The following is an 18,129-nucleotide window of genomic DNA, read 5'->3' on the forward strand; positions in this document are numbered from 1 at the left end:
GTCAGTGCTCTCCTTCGGGGTGCTGCAGCCGCAGGACGCCGTACAGGCGCAGCCGGTCGGGGTCGGTGGGGCTGGGGGCGATGCGCGTGTGGGCCGAACCGGCGCGGGACGGGTCCAGCGCGTCGCGGAACTCGTCGGGGTGCAGATCGGCTCGGTGGGTGAGGCGGAGGGTGTCGCCGGGGCGGATCAGTCCGCACAAGGCCGCCTCGGCGATCAGGTGGTGGGCGTGGACCAGGTAGGCGGCGGTGCTGACCTCGCGCGTGGCGAGCACCGCGGCCACGGTGCGGTGCGACGGAGGGCCGGGGACGGTGAGGACGAGCGGCTCGTCCGGTACGGGGATCGGGGCCGGGGCCTCGAAGGCGCGCAGCAGCCGGGAGAGCGGCTGGAGTCGGCCGCGTCGCGCCGGGCCGTACCAGGCGAGGTCGGCGGCGGGAGTGGCGTGCCGGTACGGGTGACGGGCGGCAAGGGCGGCGGGGCGGCCGCTGAGGAACACGGTTCTGGTGAACGTGCGGTACCAGCCGTCGGCCGGCACGGGCGGCAGGGCGAGGGCGAAACCGGCGGCGCCGGTGAGGAAGGACGGCACGTCGAGGCGGGCCACCACGACGGCCGCGGTCAGGCCGTGGGTGACCGGCGCGTCGCCGAGTCCGCGCCTGACGGCCGCCAGCCGGGCCAGGGCGGCGGCGGCCAGCGGACCGTCGGCGCGGGAGGCGGAGGCGGGCCGGAAGAGGAGGGCGTGCTGTGCGTTCATGTGTAGAGCGCCCGGAGTTGGGGGGTCGGCGGGATGACGCGGCCGCCCAGGAGGGAGGCGGTCAGCCGGTAGGGGTCGACGTATCCGGGGCGGGTGCGCAGCCGGGCGAGCGCCTCGTCGAGGGTGCGGTCGGCCGGAGCGGCGCCGCGGTCGGCCGCCGCGTCGAGGAGGCGGGCGGCCCGTCCCACGCAGCGGCGCAGCAGCGGCATGCGGAAGGGCTGGGCCGAGCCGCGCTGGAGAGTGCCGGTGAAGTACAGGCGCATGCCGAGCCGGTAGGCGGCCCGGTCCGCGCTGCCCGCGGCGGCGGACAGTTCGCCGAGGGTCGCGCCGCTCCAGCCGCCGTACCGGCTGGAGCGGGTGGTTCCGGCGATGGGGACCCGGCTGAGGGAGAGCCGGGCGACGCGGGCGCCGAACTCGGTCAGCACACGGTGCAGGAGCACGTAGTCGGCGGTGAGGTCGTCGTCGCAGATGAGCAGGAACGTCCGGTCGGGGCGGATCATCGGGATCAGTTCACGCAGGATCGGCAGCAGGTAGTTGGGGTGGCCGTCGGCTCCGACGAGCCGGCGCAGCGGCAGGCCCCAGCGGGTGCCGTCGAGGTGGACGGGGCCGCCGTAGGGCCGGTGGTCGAGGAGGAGTCCGCGGTCGGCGAGCAGGCCGAGCGCGGCGGACGCGGGGATGCCGAGCGGGCGGTCGAGGGCGAGGCCCGGGTCGGCCACGCCGAGCAGGTCCAGTTCGGCACGCCACAGGTCGAGCATGCGGCGCCCGGCGGGGTGGACCCAGCCGGTGTCGTCGGCGCGGGACAGATAAGCATCGAGGGTGCGCGGGTCGGTGCGGGGCCGTCCGGCGTGGTAGCGGACGTAGCGCTCGCCGATGGCCAGGGCCGTCTCGGCGCTCCAGTCGGTGTCCGGTTCGGTCAGGTCGAGATGGCGCCAGAAGGCGGTCGACTGGGCGGTGACGGTGGCCGTGCGGTTGTTCCAGACGAGGCGGACCGGGGTGAGCCGGGAACTCGCCTTGACCAGCAGATCGGTCCAGAGCAGTCCTTTGACGTGGGTGGGGGTGAGGGGCTTGGTGGGGGTGATGGTCACCGGCGCCACGACGAGTTCGGCGCCCGCCCGGGGGCCGGCTGTCGCGTCGACGGTCACGGAGTGCTCCTTTCCGGGTCGGGCGGCGCCCGGTCAGGCGCTGAGGTGGGCGCGCAGCATCTCGGCGGTGCGGAAGGCGAGTTCGAGCGACTGGGCGGCGTTCAGACGGGGGTCGCAGGAGGTCTCGTAGCGGGTACCGAGCCGCTCGTCGACGATCTCGTCCAGGTCGCCGCCGAGGCACTCGGTGACGTCGTCGCCGGTGAGTTCGAGGTGGACGCCGCCGGGGTGGGTGCCCTCCTGGGCGTGCGCGGCGAAGAAGTCGCCGATCTCTGCGGTGATATCGGTCAGGCGGCGCGTCTTGTAGCCGCCGACCGACACGAAGGTGTTGCCGTGCATGGGGTCGCAGGTCCACACCGGCAGATGTCCGGCCTCCCGAACGGCCCGCAGCAGCGGCGGCAGCAGGTCGGCGCCGCGTCCGGCGCCGAGCCGGGTGATGAGCACCAGCCGGCCGGGGGTGCGGTGCGGGTCGAGGCGTTCGCACAGCGCCAGCAGTTGTTCCGCTGTGGTGGACGGTCCCACCTTGATGCCGACCGGGTTGGCGAGGCCGGCGAGCAGTTCCACGTGGGCGCCGTCGAGTTGCCGGGTGCGGTCTCCGATCCACAGCAGGTGGGCGCTGGTGCCGAACCAGGCGCGGCGCTGTTCGTCGTAGCGGGTCAGCGCCTGTTCGTAGGGCGGCAGCAGGGCTTCGTGCGAGGTGTAGAGGCGGGTCTGGTGGAGGACCGGCTGGGCGCCGGTGTCCACGCCGCAGGCGTTCATGAAGCGCAGGGCCCAGGCGATGTCCTCGGCCGCCTTCTCGTAGCGCCGGCCTGCGGGGCTGCGCCGGACGGACTCCTGGTTCCAGGCGTGGACCTGGTCGAGGTCGGCGAAACCGCCGAGGGTGAGGGCGCGCAGCACGTTCAGGGCCGCGGAGGAGTGGTGGTAGGCGCGCAGCATGCGGTCGGCGTCGGGGCGGCGGGCCTCGGGGGTGAACTCGGGGCCGTTGACGATGTCGCCGCGGAAGGCGGGCAGTTCGACGCCGTCGACGGTCTCGGTGGGGCGGCTGCGCGGCTTGCCGAACTGGCCCGCGATGCGGCCGACCTTCACCACGGGCAGGCCCGAGCCGAAGGTGAGCACGATGGCGAGCTGAAGGATGACCCGCAGCTTGCCGCGGACACCGTCCTCGGTGCAGGAGGCGAAGGGCTCGGCGCAGTCGCCGGCCTGGAGCAGGAAGCCGTCGCCGGCCGCGACTGCGGCGAGTTCGCGCCGCAGGTCGAGGATCTCGCCGGGCAGGACGAGCGGGGGCTGGAGAGCGAGGGTGCCGGTCACCCGCCGCAGCGCCTCAAGGTCGGGCCAGTCGGGCTGCTGGGCGGCGGGGCGGTCGCGCCAGGAGGCAGGGGTCCAGCCCGGCGGGGGCGGGGCGGCCTGGTCCTGGCGGGCCGCGGCGGGCGTGGGCAGCAGCGTCATGCCGTCAGCTCCTTGATCGTGGCGGCGGGGTCGTCCGCCCGCATCAGCAGCTCTCCGACGAGTACGGCGTCCACTCCGGCCCGGGCCAGGGCGCGGGCGTCGTGCGCGTCGCGTACGCCGCTCTCGGCGACGAGGATCCGGCCGGCGCCGACGCGGGGGCGCAGCCGTGCGGACAGGGTGCGGTCGATGGTGAAGTCACGCAGGTCGCGGTGGTTGACGCCGATGACGGTGGCGCCGGCCTCCAGTGCTCTGTCGACCTCGTCGGCGTCGTGTGTCTCGACCAGCGCCTCCATGCCCAGTCCCCGTGTGCGGGCGAGGAGTTGGGCGAGCCGCTCGGTGGACAGGGCGGCCACGATCAGCAGGACGGCGTCGGCACCGAGCGCTCGGGCCTCCAGGAGCTGGTACTCGTCGGTGATGAAGTCCTTGCGCAGGACGGGCAGTCCGCTCTCGGCACGGGCCACGGAAAGGTGTTCGGGGCTGCCGCCGAAACCGTCCTCGTGGGTGAGGACGGACAGCGCGTGGGCGCCGCCGTCACGGTAGGCGCGGGCTCGTTCGACCGGGCGGTAGTCGTCGGTCAGCGGGCCCTTGGAGGGGCTGCGCGGCTTCATCTCGGCGATGACGCAGAGGCCGGGCTCCGCCAGGGCAGCGGCGAGGTCCCGGGGCGCGGGCTCGGCGGCGGCCGCCTGCGCCATATCGGCGTCGGGGCAGGTGGCACGACGCCGTGCGGTCTGCCGTTCGGCCTGGGCGATCAGGGTCGCGAGGATGTCGGTCATGCCGGGATCTCCAGGGCGGCCGTGGGGTGGTGGGAGACGCGGGCCCAGCGGGTCAACAGGGTGGCGGCCGTGCCGGTGTCGACGGCCTCGGCGGCCTGGCCCAGGGCGTCGTGCCAGCCGGCCGCGGTGCCGGCGACGCGCAGTGCGGCGGCGGCGTTGAGCAGGACGACGTCGCGGGCCGGTCCTGGTTCGCCGGCCAGCACGCGGCGGATGATCGCCGCGTTGACGGCGCGGTCGCCGCCGGCCAGGTCGTCGGGGCGGGCTGGTGCGAGGCCCGTCGCGGCGGGGTCGAAGCGGTGGGTCGTGCGGTGTCCGTCGCGAAGTTCGACGACATGGGCGGGACTTCCGGTGCTCAGCTCGTCCATGCCGTCCTCGCTGTGGAAGACCAGGGCGCGGGTGACGCCGAGCCGGTGCAGCACCTCGGTCATCGGCTCGACCAGGGCGGCGTCAGGCACGCCCAGGATGCGCAGCTGGGCGCCGGACGGGTTGAGCAGCGGTCCGAGGAGGTTGAAAACGGTCCGGGCGCCCAGTTCACGGCGCGGGCCGGCGGTGTGCCGGAAGGCCGGGTGGAAGACCGGCGCGAACAGGAAGGTGATGCCCGTCGCAGCCAGGCAGCGGGCGGCCTCGTCGGGGCCCAGGTCGATGCGGACGCCGAGCTCCTCCAGCACGTCGGCGCTGCCGCAGGCGGAGGAGGCGCTGCGGTTGCCGTGCTTGGCGACGCGCACCCCGCAGGCGGCGGCCACGACGGCGGCGGCGGTGGAAATGTTGAAGGTGTTCAGGCCGTCGCCGCCGGTGCCGCAGGTGTCGAGCACGTCCCCGTCGACGCCGAGCGGGGTGGTGAACTCCAGCGCGGCGCGGGCCATTCCGGTCAGGTCGTCCACGGACTCGCCGCGCGCGGTGACGGCCAGGGCGAAGCCGGCGATCTGGGCGGAGGTGGCTTCGCCGCGCATGATGACGCGCATCGCCGCCGCGGCCTCGTCCTCGGTGAGCCGGCGTCGCGCGAGGGCACGCAGTACGTCAATCATCGCTGAGCTCCAGGAAGTTCGCGATCAGCTGTTTGCCCTCGGGGCTGAGCACCGACTCGGGGTGGAACTGGACGCCGTGGGTGGGGTGGTCGCGGTGGCGCAGCCCCATGAGGGTGCCGTCGGGGGTGCGGGCCACCGCGAGGAGTGCGTCCGGCAGGTCGTGCGGCGCGACGACGAGGGAGTGGTAGCGGGTGGCGGTGAAGGGGTCGGGCAGTCCGGCGAACACGCCGCTGCCGTCGTGGTGCACGGGCGAGGTCTTGCCGTGCACGGGCGTGCCGGGCACCACGCTGCCGCCGAACGCGGCCGCGATGCTCTGGTGGCCCAGGCACACACCGAGGATGGGGAGCCGGCCGCTGAGGGCGCGGACGGCCTCGACGGAAATGCCCGCCTCGGCGGGGGCGCCGGGGCCGGGGGAGAGCAACAACAGGTCGAAGGCGGCCAGTTCGGCGATGCCGACGGCGTCATTGCGGAACACCGTGGGTTCACCGCCGAGTTCGGCGACGTAATGCACGAGGTTGTAGGTGAAGGAGTCGTAGTTGTCGATCACCGCGACCCGTGGCCGGGCGGACCGCGCCCGGGTCGCGTGGCTGTCCGTCACCGCTGTGCCTCCGCTTCCGCACGGCGTACGGCCGTGATCATCGCGAGGGACTTGTGCAGGGTCTCGTGGAACTCGGCGACTGCGTCCGAGTCGGCGACGATCCCGGCGCCCGCCTGGACATGCACCTGTCCGTCGGCGACGACGACGGTGCGCAGGGCGATCGCGAAGTCGGCCAGGCCGTCGTACCCGGCGAAGCCGACGGCCCCGCCATAGACGCCGCGTCGATGCGGTTCGAGCTCCGCGATGATCTCCATGGCCCGGATCTTGGGCGCCCCGGACAGGGTGCCGGCGGGGAAGGCGGACCGCAGGGCGTCCAGGACGGTGCGGCCGGGGGCGAGCCGGCCGGAGACGGTCGACGACAGGTGCATCACGTGCGAGAAGCGCTCGACCCGCATCAGCTGGTCCACCCGGACCGTGCCGGGCTCGGTGACCCGGCCGAGGTCGTTGCGGCCGAGGTCGACGAGCATCACGTGCTCGGCGCACTCCTTCTCGTCGGTGAGGAGTTCGCGCTCCAGCTCCAGGTCCGCCCCCGGGTCGGGGTGGCGGGGCCGCGTGCCCGCCAGCGGACGGGTCTGCACGCGCTCGCCCTCCGCCTTGACCAGCAGCTCTGGGGAGGCGCCGATGACGTGCCGCCCCTCCCCCAGGCTCAGGTGGTACATGTACGGCGACGGGTTGGTGGCCCGCAGATGCCGGTACAGGTCGAGGGGCGGGGCGGAGAGCGGGCGGCTGAGCCGCCGGGAGAGCACGATCTGGAAGGCGTCCCCCGCCGCGATGTGCGCTCGGGCACGCTCGACGCGCTCGGTGAACTCACGCTCTGTCAGGTTCGCCGTCCAGCCGGAGGTGTCCGCCTCGGCCGCCGGATCGGGGCGCCGCAGCGGACGGCCGGTGAAACCGGGCACCGGGCCGGCGCCGCGCAGCCGGTCGCCCAGACGCACGATCCGGCCGACGGCGTCGTCGTAGGACTCCCGGGCCGGGCGGTGCAGGGTGATCAGCAGGACGCGGCGGGTGGCGTGGTCGAAGACCACCAGGTCCTGCGCGGACAGGAACGCCGACTCGGGCAGGCCGGGCGGAGCGCCCGCGGCGAGTGGCAGCACCTCGAAGTGCCGGGCCGCCTCGTAGCCCAGGTAACCGACGAAGCCACCGTGGAACGGCGGCAGCCCTTCGACGGGGGCCTCGCGCAGGGCGAGCCGGGCCTCCAACACGGCCAGCGGGTCGCCGTCGGGCAGGTCGAGCGGGGCGGGCCGGTGGCCGACGTAGGAGTAGCGGGCGACGCCGCCCGAGACCGGCACGCTCTCCAGCAGGAAGCCGGGCTCGTCGGGTCCGCACAGCTGGGCGAACGCGGTGACGGGGCTGATGCCGTCGGCCAAGAACTCCTGGTACAGCGGGACGATGTCGTAAGCGTGCCCGAGGGCGGCGGCCGTGGCCCGGTCGGGCACGGTGGCCCGGACCGCCTCGGCCGTGACCTCCGCGGCTTCTTCGGTGAGATGGGTGGTCATGTCGCCTTCCTCGGCTGGGCCGGCGCGGGACTTCCTCCGGGCTGTTCGCCGCGGACTGTGCACGCGGCCTCGAATTCCACCGCAGCGCACTCTACGAATGCGGCTTATGCCTTCGCTATACCTGCGGTATTGACTCCGTATCCGTTCGCCAACGCGCCTTCGCAGCTATGGCTAACATCTGGAAAACACGTGAACTTCCCCGTGCCCGGCCCGAATTCCACACCGGATCACTGTTTTCGCGCCCGAGGGGACACGCGCCGATGACGCCCGTGCAGCATCCGCCCGAGAGCGTCCGGGCCCGGATCGTCGAGCGGTTCGCCGACCATGTGCGGCTGCAGGCCGCCGGGATCGACCCGGAATTGCCCTTCCCGGAATACTGCCTGGACTCCGTCGGCGCCGTCGGGTTCGCCGCCGACATCGAGGAGACGGAACGGCTCGCACAGCGCACCGCGGCCGTCGACGGAATCCACTGAAAGGACCGGCCGCGGCCACGGATTTCAGCTGCTGCATTTCGCCGACCGGAACGAATTCACTGCGGTCTGGCTGCCCGAGCGGCACTTCCACCCCTTCGGCGGCGCCTGCCCCCGTCCGTCGCCGGCCGCGGCGGCCCTCGCCCCGAGCACGGAACGCGTCCGGCTGCGGGCGGGCAGTGTCGTGCTGCCGCTGCACAAGCCCCTGACGATGGTGGAGGACTGGGCCTTCGTCGACAACCTCTCGTGCGGCCGGGTCGGCCTGGCCGTGGCCGCCGGCTTCAACGCCGGACGACTTCGTGCTCGCACCGCGGCGCTACGCCGCGCCCCAGTCGCACACCCCGCGCGCCGGCCGAACTGCGCGATCTGTGGGCGGGCAAGACCGTCCGCCGGGTCAACGGGGAGGGCCGCAAGGTCGAGGTCGGCACCTATCCACGGCCGGGGCAGGGCGCGCTCGACCTGTGGCTGACCTGCTCCTCCGACCCGCGGGGCTTCGAGCAGGCGGGCGCGCTGGGCCTGCATGTGCTGACCGGCCTGCTCTTCCAGCAGGTCGAGGGCCTGGTCCCTCGGGTGCGCGCCTACCTCGTGGCGCGGCGGTGACACGGCCACGACCCGGACGGCGGGCGGGTGACGTTGAGGGTGCACACCTTCGTCGGCGAGTCCGACGAGACGGTGCGCGAGGTGGTGCGCGGGCCCTTCCTCGAGTACCTGGACTCCTCCGTCGACCTGTGACGCGGCCACTGGACGGAGCTGCGCGGGCAAGGGCTACGGCTGCTGGACTGCCCCACCTGGACCGGGTGTGGCGCGCCTTCGCCGGCTGACCGGCCGTGCTCGCCCGCGCGGGCACCGCCCTTGGCGGGTCGCTCAGCCGTGGTCGGCCCTGCGGCTCACGCCGACGACCGCGCGCCGGGGCACCGTGAGGCGCCACTCGCCCGTGGCGTCGTCGCGCCGCAGCTCGGTGCCGGTGACCGAGCCGTCCGCTTCGGTGTAGCGGAAGACGGCCCTCGCCCGCTCGGCCACCCAGCGGTACGCCTCCTCCTCGGTACGCCCGTCGAAGACCTTCACCAGGCCGTACATGTGCAGCAGATACCGGCCGACGGCCAGCTCGGCCTCTTCGGGGGTGGCGCCCACGACGGTGTACGGGTCGTCGACCTCCAGGACCTCACGGTGGTCGAAACCGGCCTTCTCCAGGTAGCCGTCGATCTCGTCCCGGGTGAAGTGCAGGAACTTGTGCCCGGTCATCGACAGGACGTCGGTCACCTCCTCGAACCAGACGTCCATGGGGGAACCGACAAGGAAGTCGTGCAGCACGAACCTGCCGCCCGGGCGGAGCATGCGGTACGCCTCACTGGCCACGGTCTGCCGGTCGGAGGGCGGCACATGGTGGGAGCCGTAGGCGAGCAGGACAGCGTCGACGGACGCGTCGCGCAACAGGGGCTGCTCGGCGCGCTGGAGCAGGGCCGGCATGCCGGCCGCCCAGGCCGCGGCGACCATGTGGGAGGAGGCGTCACAGGTGAGTATGTCGAAGTCGTCGAGGCCGAGTTCCTGGCACACCTTGCGGATGAGTCCGTCGCCGCCCAACAGGTCGACCAGCACGGGCCGTTCGCCGTCGGCGGTCGGCCGCTCGGGCGCGGCGAGGCTGAGGAGGGTTCGGATGCCGGTGGCCCGGGCGCGGGTGTTCAGCGCCTGGGCTTTGAGGTAGATCCCTCCGCGGCCGCCCTCGGCGTCGTCCCCGAAGTCGTCGTGCCGCTCCGGCGTGCTGCCGAGCACGGCCTGCCACGCGGCGATCCGCCGCGGGTCGGTGCGTGCGTACAGTCCGGGGTGGAGCCGCCGGAGCTCCGCCACCTGCCCCGGAACGTCTGCCCCTGTCACGATGGACCCGCTCGTCTGTGCCTGCATGAGGCTCTCCTCTGCGTGGGGTGAAGGGGCGCCCTGCCGGGCTCGCGAAGGAGCGGGATCCGGTCGGCGGGGCGAGCAACGGGATGTCCGGGGCGTTCTGCGGACCCACGCTAGGAGCCGGTAGTTTCCCTTCGGTATTGATCCGTTTTCCGCCGCTGCCCTTCCATCCCCAAGTCCCTGCCAGCTGATCGGTCCCGGTTGGCGACCACGGCGGGCGCGGACAGCGTCCCACCCTCCGTGGGCAACCGCTCGGCCAGCCCCGCCGCCATCGGACACCGGAACAACCCGTCCAACCCCACCTCGACCCCGACCCCGACCCCGACCAAGGCACGCATGCGCCGTCGGCGGCCGTGCGGGGGGTGTCGGTGCCGCGCAGGTCGACGACGGGCAGCGGTACGTGTCGTCGGGCACCTCGTCAGTCATGGCAGGCCCGGCAGCGGCGTCATATCCGTGCCCTATCGGCGAAGCGGAGGCCGCGCTGCTGATGGACCCGCGAGTGCGGCAGGCCTTGGTGGTGCGCGACGACCGGCTCCTGGGATACGTCGTCCCGGCACCCGGCGCCGACTGGATCTGGGTGGGCATTCGTTGCCGGCGGTGAGGCTGGCGGGTCGAGCGCGCCCTGGCCACCCCTACGGACCTCACTCACGGCGAACCCCACCTCGCGGGCGCCGGAGGTGAAGGTACGGGGATTCCGCGTCGAGCCGGCATCGACATGCGGGCTCTCCCGCGCCTGACCTCCCGCCGGAAGTGCCGTCCGGCCGGACCGGCGCACCTGACGAAAGTCAGACGAAGAGACGTCCTTGGTGCGTAGTGGCGAGGACCTCGCGGCTCCTACCTTCGGTCGCGGACGAACGCCCGGCCCGCCTCGTGCGGCGCCGGACAGCGAGGGATGCGGAGGAATCCACGGATGGAAAAGCGGCTGGACGAGCCCGGCGTGAGTGCCGAGGCCGTCGCTTCGGGGGGCAGTGCCCTGCCACCGCTCGTCGCGGGCGACGGCCGGAGCGCCGGCCTCACCACGGCCGAGGTCGCCGAGCGGGTCGCCGCCGGCCGGGTCAACGATGTGCCCGTCCGGTCCAGCCGCAGCATCGGCGAGATCGTCCGGACCAACCTCTTCACCCGGATCAACGCCATCATCGGCGTGCTGTTCGTGATCATCCTGATCGTCGGGCCGATCCAGGACGCGCTGTTCGGCGGGGTCATCCTCGCCAATACGCTGATCGGCATCATCCAGGAGCTCCGCGCCAAGCGGACGCTGGACCAGCTCGCGATCGTCGGCGAGAGCCGACCGCGGGTGTGGCGCGACGGGGAGCGGGTCCCGCTGGGGGCCGGCGAGATCGTCATCGACGATCTCATCGATCTGGGGCAGGGCGACAAGATCGTGGTCGACGGCACGGTCACCACGGCCGACAACCTGGAGGTCGACGAGTCGCTGCTGACCGGCGAGGCGGACCCCGTCGTCAAGCGTCCCGGCGATCCGGTGATGTCCGGCAGCTTCGTGGTGGCCGGCTCCGGCGCGTTCACCGCCACCCGGGTCGGCCGGGAGGCCTACGCCGCCCAGCTCGCCGAGGAGGCGCGGCGGTTCACGCTGGTCAACTCCGAGCTGCGCAACGGCATCGACCGGATCCTCAGGTTCGTCACGTACGCCATCATTCCGGCGGGCATCTCGCTGATCATCACCCAACTGATGGTCAACGACGACGATCTGCCCGAGGCGGTCCGGCGCATGGTGGGCGGTCTGGTGCCGATGGTGCCGGAGGGCCTGGTCCTGCTGACGTCGCTGGCCTTCGCGGTCGGTGTGGTCCGGCTCGGCCGCAAGCAGTGTCTGGTGCAGGAGCTTCCGGCGATCGAGGGTCTGGCCCGGGTGGACACGGTGTGCCTGGACAAGACGGGCACCCTGACCGAGGCGTCGATGGACGTCGACGAGGTGCTGCCGTTGGCGCCGAACGTGCCGCTGGAGGAGGTGCTGGGTGCCCTCGGCGCCGCCGACGAGCGGCCCAACGCCAGCCTCCAGGCCATCATCGACGCCTACCCCGCCCCCAGCGGCTGGGTGCGGCACGCGGTCGCGCCGTTCTCCTCGGCGCGCCGGTGGAGCGGGGCGGAGTTCGCCGAGCCGTCCGGCGAGCGGTCGGCCTGGCTGCTCGGGGCGCCGGACACGATGCTCCCGCCGGGCCACTCGGTGCTCGCCGCGGCCGACTCCTACGGCGCCCGGGGTCTGCGGGTGCTGCTGCTCGCCCGCAGTTCACGGCCGCTCGACACGCTGCTGGACGACCCGGCGCAGGTGCCCGACGCGGTGCTGCCGTGCGGTCTGGTCGTCCTCAAGCAGCGCATCCGGGCGGAGGCGCCGGCCACGCTCAAGTACTTCGCCGACCAGGGTGTCTCGGCGAAGGTGATCTCGGGCGACAACGCGGTGTCCGTGGGCGCCGTCGCGTCGGCCCTGTCGCTGCCGGGCGCCGACAGCCCGGTGGACGCGCGGTTCCTGCCCGAGGACCCGAAGGCGCTGGCCGACGAGGTCGAGAAGCACACCATCTTCGGGCGGGTCGGGCCGCAGCAGAAGCGGGACATGGTGGGCGCCCTCCAGTCGCGCGGGCACACGGTGGCGATGACCGGTGACGGTGTCAACGACGTGCTCGCGATGAAGGACGCCGACATCGGGGTGGGCATGGGCTCGGGCAGCCCGGCCACTCGGGCGGTCGCGCAGATCGTGCTGCTGGACAACAACTTCGCCTCGCTGCCGTCGGTCGTGGCGGAGGGCCGTCGGGTCATCGGCAACATCGAGCGCGTGGCCAACCTGTTCCTCACCAAGACGATGTACTCGGTGCTGCTGGCCGTGGTGGTGGTGCTCACACAGGTGCCGTATCCGTTCCTGCCTCGCCACATCACCCTGATCGGCTCGCTCACCATCGGCATCCCGGCGTTCTTCCTGGCGCTGGCGCCCAACAAGGAGCGCGCCCGGCCCAACTTCGTCGGACGTGTGCTCCGGTTCGCCGTCCCCGCCGGTGCGCTGGCGGCGGCCGCCACCTCGGTGTCGTACTTCTACGCCCGGTCCGTGTACGACGACAACCTGGACGCGGAGACGTCGGCGGCGACGCTGGCGCTGTTCCTGACCGCGCTGTGGGCGCTGGCCATCATCGCCCGCCCGTACACCTGGTGGCGCATCCTGCTGGTGCTGACCATGGCCGTGTCCTTCGCCCTGGTGCTGGTGGTGCCCTACCTGCAGAAGTTCTTCCAGCTGCAGCTGGTCGGTCTGGCGGCGCCGTGGGCGGCGGTCGCGTCGGCGGTGATGGCCGGACTGGCACTTGAGATCGTGTGGGCTCAGGATCGAGGACGGAGGGTCTCCGACTGAGTCCACCCGGGCGGTACATCCCCCGGCCGCCCGAGGGCCGCCCGGCACAGCGCCGGGCGGTCCATTCGCCGTCCCACTCGATGGCCCCTGATGCCCGGCCATAGGAGCTCCGGCCAGCGTCGGCCGCACAGCAGTGCCCCTGCGAACGGACCGATCAGCGCGGCACGACCCAGGCTCGGAGCGAGGACGACCGCCAAACGTGCCGCGGCCGGGTTGCCCTCGGTACTGCGCGCGCTCGCGCGTACATGGCCGGAGCGGGACGCCGTGATCCATGTCCACTCCCCCGGCGCGGACCAGGGCGGCCATGACACCCTCTTCTACGCCGAGTTGGACGAGCGGGCGCGGCGCCTGGCGCATGCCCTGCGGGAGGAGACGGCCCTCGCCCCGGCGACCGGGGCTGCTGCTGTACCCGTCGGGGACCGACTTCCCCGTGGCCTTCTTCGGCTGTCTGTACGCGGGGCTCGTGGCCGTGCCCGCGCCCGTTCCGGGAAGCAACCGGCGCGAACGGCTCCGCCTGTCGGGCATCGTGCGGCAGACCGGCATCCGCGCCGCGCTGACCGACGACCGCCGCCTCGACGCGGTGCGCTCCTGGACCGGGGCGGAGGCCCCTGGGCCCGTGCGTGTGCTGAGCACCAGCGGGTGGCCGCCCGCACGCCCCCGGGGCCACCGCCGTGGAGCCGCCCGGCACCGGCCCGGACGCCACGGCTGTGGTGCAGTACCCGTCCGGCTCCACCGCGGAGCCCGGGGGCGTGATGATCAGTCACCGGAACCTGCTGCACAACGTGGCGACGATGGGCGAGGAGTTCGTCCTGCCGCCCGGCGCGTCGACGACGCTACGACGGCGGGGCTCGACCTGTCCCGGTGGTGGTAGGCCGTCGACGGCTCGGAACCCCTCTGCTCGGACGAGGTGGGCTGAACCGAGATCGGGCGGGCCGAGGGGTCCGGCACCGCAGGGTGCCGGGCCCCTCTGTCGTCTCACCGCCGCAAAACAGACCGGAGAGTCGTCTTCCGGCCAACCTGTGGCCCATGCTCCGGTCCCCCAGCGAGGCCGGCGGGGACCCCGGCCGCGGACGCCCGCGCACCCGAGGTGGTCCAGTCCACTACGGCCGCCACCAGGCACGTTGCGGCGCAACTTTACCCATACAACCACTTCACCAACCGCATATCGGGCCGATGTTCATCTCCCGTTCCGGGAATACCGTGCATCGACCCTGCCGAAAGGCAGGGTCCCACACATGTCGAAAGTGGAGTGTTGAATCAGGTAGGGGTACGTATCATTCGACAGAGGCCAGGGGGAGCGATGGTGACCGATTGACACGACGATCGACCTTCCGTGAGCGGCATACCAGGCTGGGGCACCGCCCACCGCGATCTTGACATCGCCGATAGCCCGTGCATGAGCCGCAACAACGAAATCGGAGCCCGGCCCTCCACTTCCCGCGAGCCGCGATGGGAGAACCCTGTTTGGATCGAGTCGACCGCAGAATATGGAACTGCATGAGTACCAGAACTTTAGACACGGGGGTCTCAAGTAACCATGGAATTCCGCTCAAGCACCATATCCTGGAAGGACGAGGGAAAGCGGCGGGAATCGGCGGCCAGGAATCGAGCGAAGAGCATTGAAATATCCGGCCGGGAAGAACCCGTCGGAGAAACCCTGGAGTTCCGAATACTCGGGCCGCTCGAAGTACGCATGAAGGGCCGCACGCTCACCATCGGCGGACCGCGGCAGCGAGCGGTCCTCTCGGCGCTGCTCCTGTCGGCGAACCAGGTCGTCTCCTTCGACTCACTCATCGAGAAGGTCTGGAACGGGCAGCCGCCCAGCACCGCCCGCACCCAGGTGGCCATCTGCATCGCCGCCCTGCGCAAGACCTTCCGCACCGCGGGCTGGGACCGGGAGACCATCGTCACCGCCACGCCGGGCTACATGCTCGCCCTCTCCGGCCACTCGCTCGACTCCGTGCGCTTCGAGCGACTGGTCGCCGACAGCGTCCGGCTGGCCGCCGAGCAACGCACCGCCGAGGCGGCGGAAGCACTGCGGGACGCGCTGGCGCTGTGGCGCGGACCGGCGCTCGGCGGAGTGTACGCGCCCTTCGCCGAGACGGAGGCCGCCCGGCTGGACGAGCAGCGGATGCTGACCATCGAACAGCAGATGGCGCTGCGGCTCCAACTCGGTGAACACCAGGCCGTACTCGGGGAGCTTCAGGCCCTGGTGAGCGCCTGTCCGCTGCGCGACCGGCTGCGCTACTACCTGATGCTCGCCCAGTACCGCGCCGGGCGGCGGGCGGAAGCCCTGACCACCTTCCGCGACGGAATGCGCCATTCAGTGGAGGAGATAGGACTGGAACTCGGCACAGAACTCCAGGAGTTGCATAACGCGATCCTCCGGGACGACGTTCCGGAGCCAGCCGGTCCGGCCATTGCTGTCGCAGACACCAGCAAACAGAACTGTGCTCCGGCACAGCTCCCGGAATGCGACGCCTACTTCGTCGGCCGTAGCCGGGAACAGTGGTTACTGGATGATGCCCTCCTCGTCCAGACGACGCAGAATTCCTCATCCATCGCACATATCACTGGAAGCCCTGGTATAGGCAAGACCGGCCTCGCCGTCCACTGGGCCCATCGGTCGGCGCACCGGTTCCCCGACGGGCAGCTCTTCGCGGACCTGCGGCAGCACCAACCGCTGGACGTGGTCCACCAGTTCCTGCGCAGCCTGGGTGTCGACGGCCCGCTGCCCACCGACCTGGCGGAGGCCGCCGAGCGATACCGCTCGGCCCTGGAGGGCAGGCGCCTGCTCGTGGTCCTCGACCACGCCTCCTCCTACGCCCAGGTGCGGCCGCTGCTGCCGGGCAACGGCCAGTGCCGGGTGCTGATCACGGGCCGGGCCACACTCGACGAACTCCTTCAGAACCCGGGTCTGCTGCGGCTGCGCATCGGCCCCCTGACCGACGACGAGTCACGCGAGATGCTGGCCGGCGTCCTGCGCGACACCAGGGCCGAGGAGTCCCCGGAGAACACCCGGCGCCTGGTGCAGCTGTGCGGCAACACCCCGCTGGCTCTGCGCGCCGCCGGTGCCCGGCTGCTGACCAAGCAGCACTGGCGGGTGCACGACCTCATACGGCGTCTGGAGCGGTCGGCGGACCGGCTCGCGGAGCTGAGCATCGGCGAGGACTCGCTGCACGCCCGACTGGACCGCAGCCTCGGCGAGCTCGACCCCGCCGCGGCCGTCGCTTACACCGGGCTGAGCCGTCTGGATGGCCCCGACTTCTGCGCCGCCGACGCGTCCGAGGCACTGGGGATGGACCAGATGGACGCCGAAGACCTCATCGAGACGCTGGTGGACGCCCAACTGCTGGAAGTGGTGGGCCGCGGTCACTGGGGCGAGATGCGCTATCGGTGGCAGGAGCTGGTGCGGCTGCACGCCCTGGCCTGCCGGCCGGCGCAGACGTGCGGGGCGCGTCGCGCCGTCTGAGCCGAGCGCACAGCGAACCGCCCCGCCGGACTCGGTCCGGCGGGGCGGTCGTCGTTCACACGGCACGCCGTCGGTTCGGCCGGGCGCGCCCGTGCGGGTGCGGCGCCGGTCAGGCGTCCGCGTTCATGGCCTCGATGAGGCTCTTGGGGCGCATGTCGGTCCAGTTCTTCTCCACGTACTCCAGGCAGGCCTCGCGGTCCGACTCGCCGAAGGCGACCGTCCATCCGGCGGGCACCTCCACGAATGACGGCCACAGGGAATGCTGGCCCTCGTCATTGACCAGCACGAGGTAGCGGCCGTCTGCGTCTTCGAACGGATTGGTCACGTCGCATTCCTTCCGGGAACGTCGGGCTGTTCTGCGTGGGGCGCTGGAACCTTGCTCCCATCCCGGCCAACGTACGCAGCCCGCGTTTCCCTCCGATATCGGTTCGCTTTCGGCGCGCCTGTCACGGGTCGTGCCGGCGGATCCGTGCGTCGTCGCGGGCGATGGCGTCCGGGCCGGATGCGGGTGCACCGCGCAACCGGTCGTCGAGGAAGGCCCCGACCAGCCGGCGGGTGGTGCCGAGGGCGTCCGCGGCATCCCGCGCGGTTCCCGGTGCCGCCAGGCCCAGCCGCTCGCCGAGCAGGCCGTAGTCGGTGAAGGAGACATGACCCGTGCCGGCCACGGAGTACCAGCGGCGCCAGCCGGACAGCCGCTGCCAGGCCTGCTCCCACGTGCGGTCCGCACCGGGCCTGCCGTGCTCGTCCGCTCCCAGGAACAGGAACGGCCTCGTCACCGGTGCGGTCCCCGGGCTGTGCAGGGTGCCGTCGAGATCGGCACCGGCCGCGAACCCGGGGTCGGCGCGCACCGCCTCGAACGCGGCCGCGCCGCCCATGGAATGGCCCACTGCGGCGACCCGGGCCGGATCGAGCCGCGGCATGCCCCGGCGGTCCGCGCCGGACAGGGCGAGCAGCCGCCGCCGTACGTACGACAGGTCCGCGGCGCGGACAGCGGCGACTCGCCGCCCGTCCGGGGAGCCGTGGCACGCCCGGCATTCGGTGACCCGGCCGCCGGGGCGGCTGACCGCCACGGCCTCGAAGGCGTGGTCGACGGCGGCCGCCGCGTAGCCCCTGCTGGCCAGGTCCTCGGCGAGCGCGGTCAGGGAGGTACGGGGCAGCGAGAATCCCGGGGACAGCACGACCAGGGGCAGCCCGCGGCCGGTCGTCTCGGCCGGTGGGGCGTCGCGGTCCGCGTGCACGCGGACGCGGCTCAGCAGGTCCGCGGGCACGCCCTTGACGCGGTGCGCCCGCAGGATCAGCTCCGACTCGCGCCGGGTCACGTAGCGCGCGGCGGGGGTCGTGCCGTGCCGCGCGGGGTACCACAGCGAGACCATCAACTCGCGGGCTCGGGCGGGGTCCCAGGGATCCCGGCGGGAGGTGTCGCGCAGTTCCAGAACGCGCAGTCCGACCGGCCGGGTGCCTGTCGGTTCGGGCAGTGCGGGTACTGCCGTCACGGCCGCCCGCGGCGCGGGTGCGGGTTCCTGCCCGCAGGAGGTGAGAGCGAGCAACGCAGCCGCCACGAGGGCGGTGTGGTGGCGCATGGCGCGCCCGGTTCCGGTCACCTTCACGATCGGCGCTCATTTCGTCGGGGAACACCGGACGCCGATCACGCTAGGGGTGCGAAACAGGTTCCGGGCGCGCCGACCGCGTTTTCATCACCTTCGTCGACGGGATTTGTGTC

The 18,129-nt window shown here is 72.5% G+C and carries 15 protein-coding genes and 1 pseudogene; 6 read left to right on the forward strand and 10 right to left on the reverse strand.

Annotated elements, in window-relative coordinates; all coding sequences use genetic code 11:
• Position 1: 1 nt before the first annotated feature.
• The 7 genes from ACFYW5_RS29370 to ACFYW5_RS29400 are packed head-to-tail and all read right to left on the reverse strand — an operon-like array spanning position 2 to position 7,225.
• Entirely contained in the window at positions 2–748 is a 747-nt protein-coding gene (locus ACFYW5_RS29370) for a DUF6182 family protein (protein ID WP_389420126.1), read from the reverse strand.
• On the reverse strand, positions 745–1,890 hold the full coding sequence (locus ACFYW5_RS29375; protein WP_389420127.1) for a hypothetical protein: 1,146 nt from the start codon (positions 1,888–1,890) through the stop codon (positions 745–747). Before ACFYW5_RS29375 ends, ACFYW5_RS29370 begins: the two co-directional genes overlap by 4 nt.
• Before the next feature lie 33 nt (positions 1,891–1,923).
• A complete protein-coding gene (locus tag ACFYW5_RS29380; protein WP_389420128.1) occupies positions 1,924–3,333 on the reverse strand; it encodes a class II 3-deoxy-7-phosphoheptulonate synthase in 1,410 nt (469 codons plus the stop codon).
• Positions 3,330–4,106, reverse strand: a complete 777-nt coding sequence (gene trpC / locus ACFYW5_RS29385; protein ID WP_389420129.1) for an indole-3-glycerol phosphate synthase TrpC — start codon at positions 4,104–4,106, stop codon at positions 3,330–3,332. The genes ACFYW5_RS29380 and trpC overlap by 4 nt, the downstream gene beginning before the upstream one ends.
• The gene (gene trpD, locus ACFYW5_RS29390; RefSeq protein ID WP_389420130.1) at positions 4,103–5,131 is read right to left on the reverse strand and encodes an anthranilate phosphoribosyltransferase; all 1,029 of its coding nucleotides are present in this window, start codon (positions 5,129–5,131) and stop codon (positions 4,103–4,105) included. Before trpD ends, trpC begins: the two co-directional genes overlap by 4 nt.
• Positions 5,124–5,729, reverse strand: a complete 606-nt coding sequence (locus ACFYW5_RS29395) for an anthranilate synthase component II (RefSeq protein ID WP_389420131.1) — start codon at positions 5,727–5,729, stop codon at positions 5,124–5,126. Before ACFYW5_RS29395 ends, trpD begins: the two co-directional genes overlap by 8 nt.
• The gene (locus ACFYW5_RS29400; protein ID WP_389420132.1) at positions 5,726–7,225 is read right to left on the reverse strand and encodes an anthranilate synthase component I family protein; all 1,500 of its coding nucleotides are present in this window, start codon (positions 7,223–7,225) and stop codon (positions 5,726–5,728) included. The genes ACFYW5_RS29395 and ACFYW5_RS29400 overlap by 4 nt, the downstream gene beginning before the upstream one ends.
• A 260-nt stretch (positions 7,226–7,485) precedes the next feature.
• Between ACFYW5_RS29400 and ACFYW5_RS29405 the strand changes: the two genes are divergently transcribed.
• The 3 genes and pseudogenes from ACFYW5_RS29405 (at position 7,486) to ACFYW5_RS29415 (ending at position 8,295) form a co-directional block, all read left to right on the forward strand.
• Positions 7,486–7,698, forward strand: a complete 213-nt coding sequence (locus tag ACFYW5_RS29405; RefSeq protein ID WP_389420195.1) for a hypothetical protein — start codon at positions 7,486–7,488, stop codon at positions 7,696–7,698.
• Between the two features lie 70 nt (positions 7,699–7,768).
• A pseudogene (locus tag ACFYW5_RS29410) lies at positions 7,769–7,924 on the forward strand (LLM class flavin-dependent oxidoreductase); the annotation flags it as partial.
• Positions 7,925–7,941: 17 nt separating this feature from the next.
• Positions 7,942–8,295 (forward strand): hypothetical protein, encoded by a 354-nt coding sequence (locus ACFYW5_RS29415; RefSeq protein ID WP_389420196.1) that lies wholly within the window; start codon positions 7,942–7,944, stop codon positions 8,293–8,295.
• Between the two features lie 264 nt (positions 8,296–8,559).
• Here ACFYW5_RS29415 and ACFYW5_RS29420 read toward each other — a convergent pair whose 3' ends face one another.
• Entirely contained in the window at positions 8,560–9,594 is a 1,035-nt protein-coding gene (locus ACFYW5_RS29420) for a methyltransferase domain-containing protein (protein WP_389420133.1), read from the reverse strand.
• A 907-nt stretch (positions 9,595–10,501) separates the two neighbouring features.
• Between ACFYW5_RS29420 and ACFYW5_RS29425 the strand changes: the two genes are divergently transcribed.
• The 3 genes from ACFYW5_RS29425 to ACFYW5_RS29435 all read left to right on the forward strand — a co-directional run bounded on the left by ACFYW5_RS29425 (position 10,502) and on the right by ACFYW5_RS29435 (position 16,409).
• Positions 10,502–12,937: an HAD-IC family P-type ATPase gene (locus tag ACFYW5_RS29425; protein WP_389420134.1), complete on the forward strand. Its 2,436-nt coding sequence runs from the start codon at positions 10,502–10,504 to the stop codon at positions 12,935–12,937.
• Positions 12,938–13,608: 671 nt separating this feature from the next.
• Positions 13,609–14,193 (forward strand): AMP-binding protein, encoded by a 585-nt coding sequence (locus tag ACFYW5_RS29430; protein ID WP_389420135.1) that lies wholly within the window; start codon positions 13,609–13,611, stop codon positions 14,191–14,193.
• Between the two features lie 437 nt (positions 14,194–14,630).
• Positions 14,631–16,409 (forward strand): BTAD domain-containing putative transcriptional regulator, encoded by a 1,779-nt coding sequence (locus ACFYW5_RS29435; RefSeq protein ID WP_389420136.1) that lies wholly within the window; start codon positions 14,631–14,633, stop codon positions 16,407–16,409.
• Positions 16,410–16,518: 109 nt separating this feature from the next.
• Here ACFYW5_RS29435 and ACFYW5_RS29440 read toward each other — a convergent pair whose 3' ends face one another.
• Together ACFYW5_RS29440 and ACFYW5_RS29445 are read right to left on the reverse strand one after the other, a co-directional pair.
• On the reverse strand, positions 16,519–16,734 hold the full coding sequence (locus ACFYW5_RS29440; RefSeq protein WP_356456273.1) for an MbtH family protein: 216 nt from the start codon (positions 16,732–16,734) through the stop codon (positions 16,519–16,521).
• 121 nt (positions 16,735–16,855) lie between these two features.
• Positions 16,856–18,016: an alpha/beta hydrolase family protein gene (locus ACFYW5_RS29445; protein ID WP_389420137.1), complete on the reverse strand. Its 1,161-nt coding sequence runs from the start codon at positions 18,014–18,016 to the stop codon at positions 16,856–16,858.
• Between the last annotated feature and the right edge of the window lie 113 nt (positions 18,017–18,129).

Origin of the sequence: Streptomyces sp. NPDC002779 (genome assembly GCF_042888685.1) — a bacterium.
Classification (GTDB): domain Bacteria; phylum Actinomycetota; class Actinomycetes; order Streptomycetales; family Streptomycetaceae; genus Streptomyces.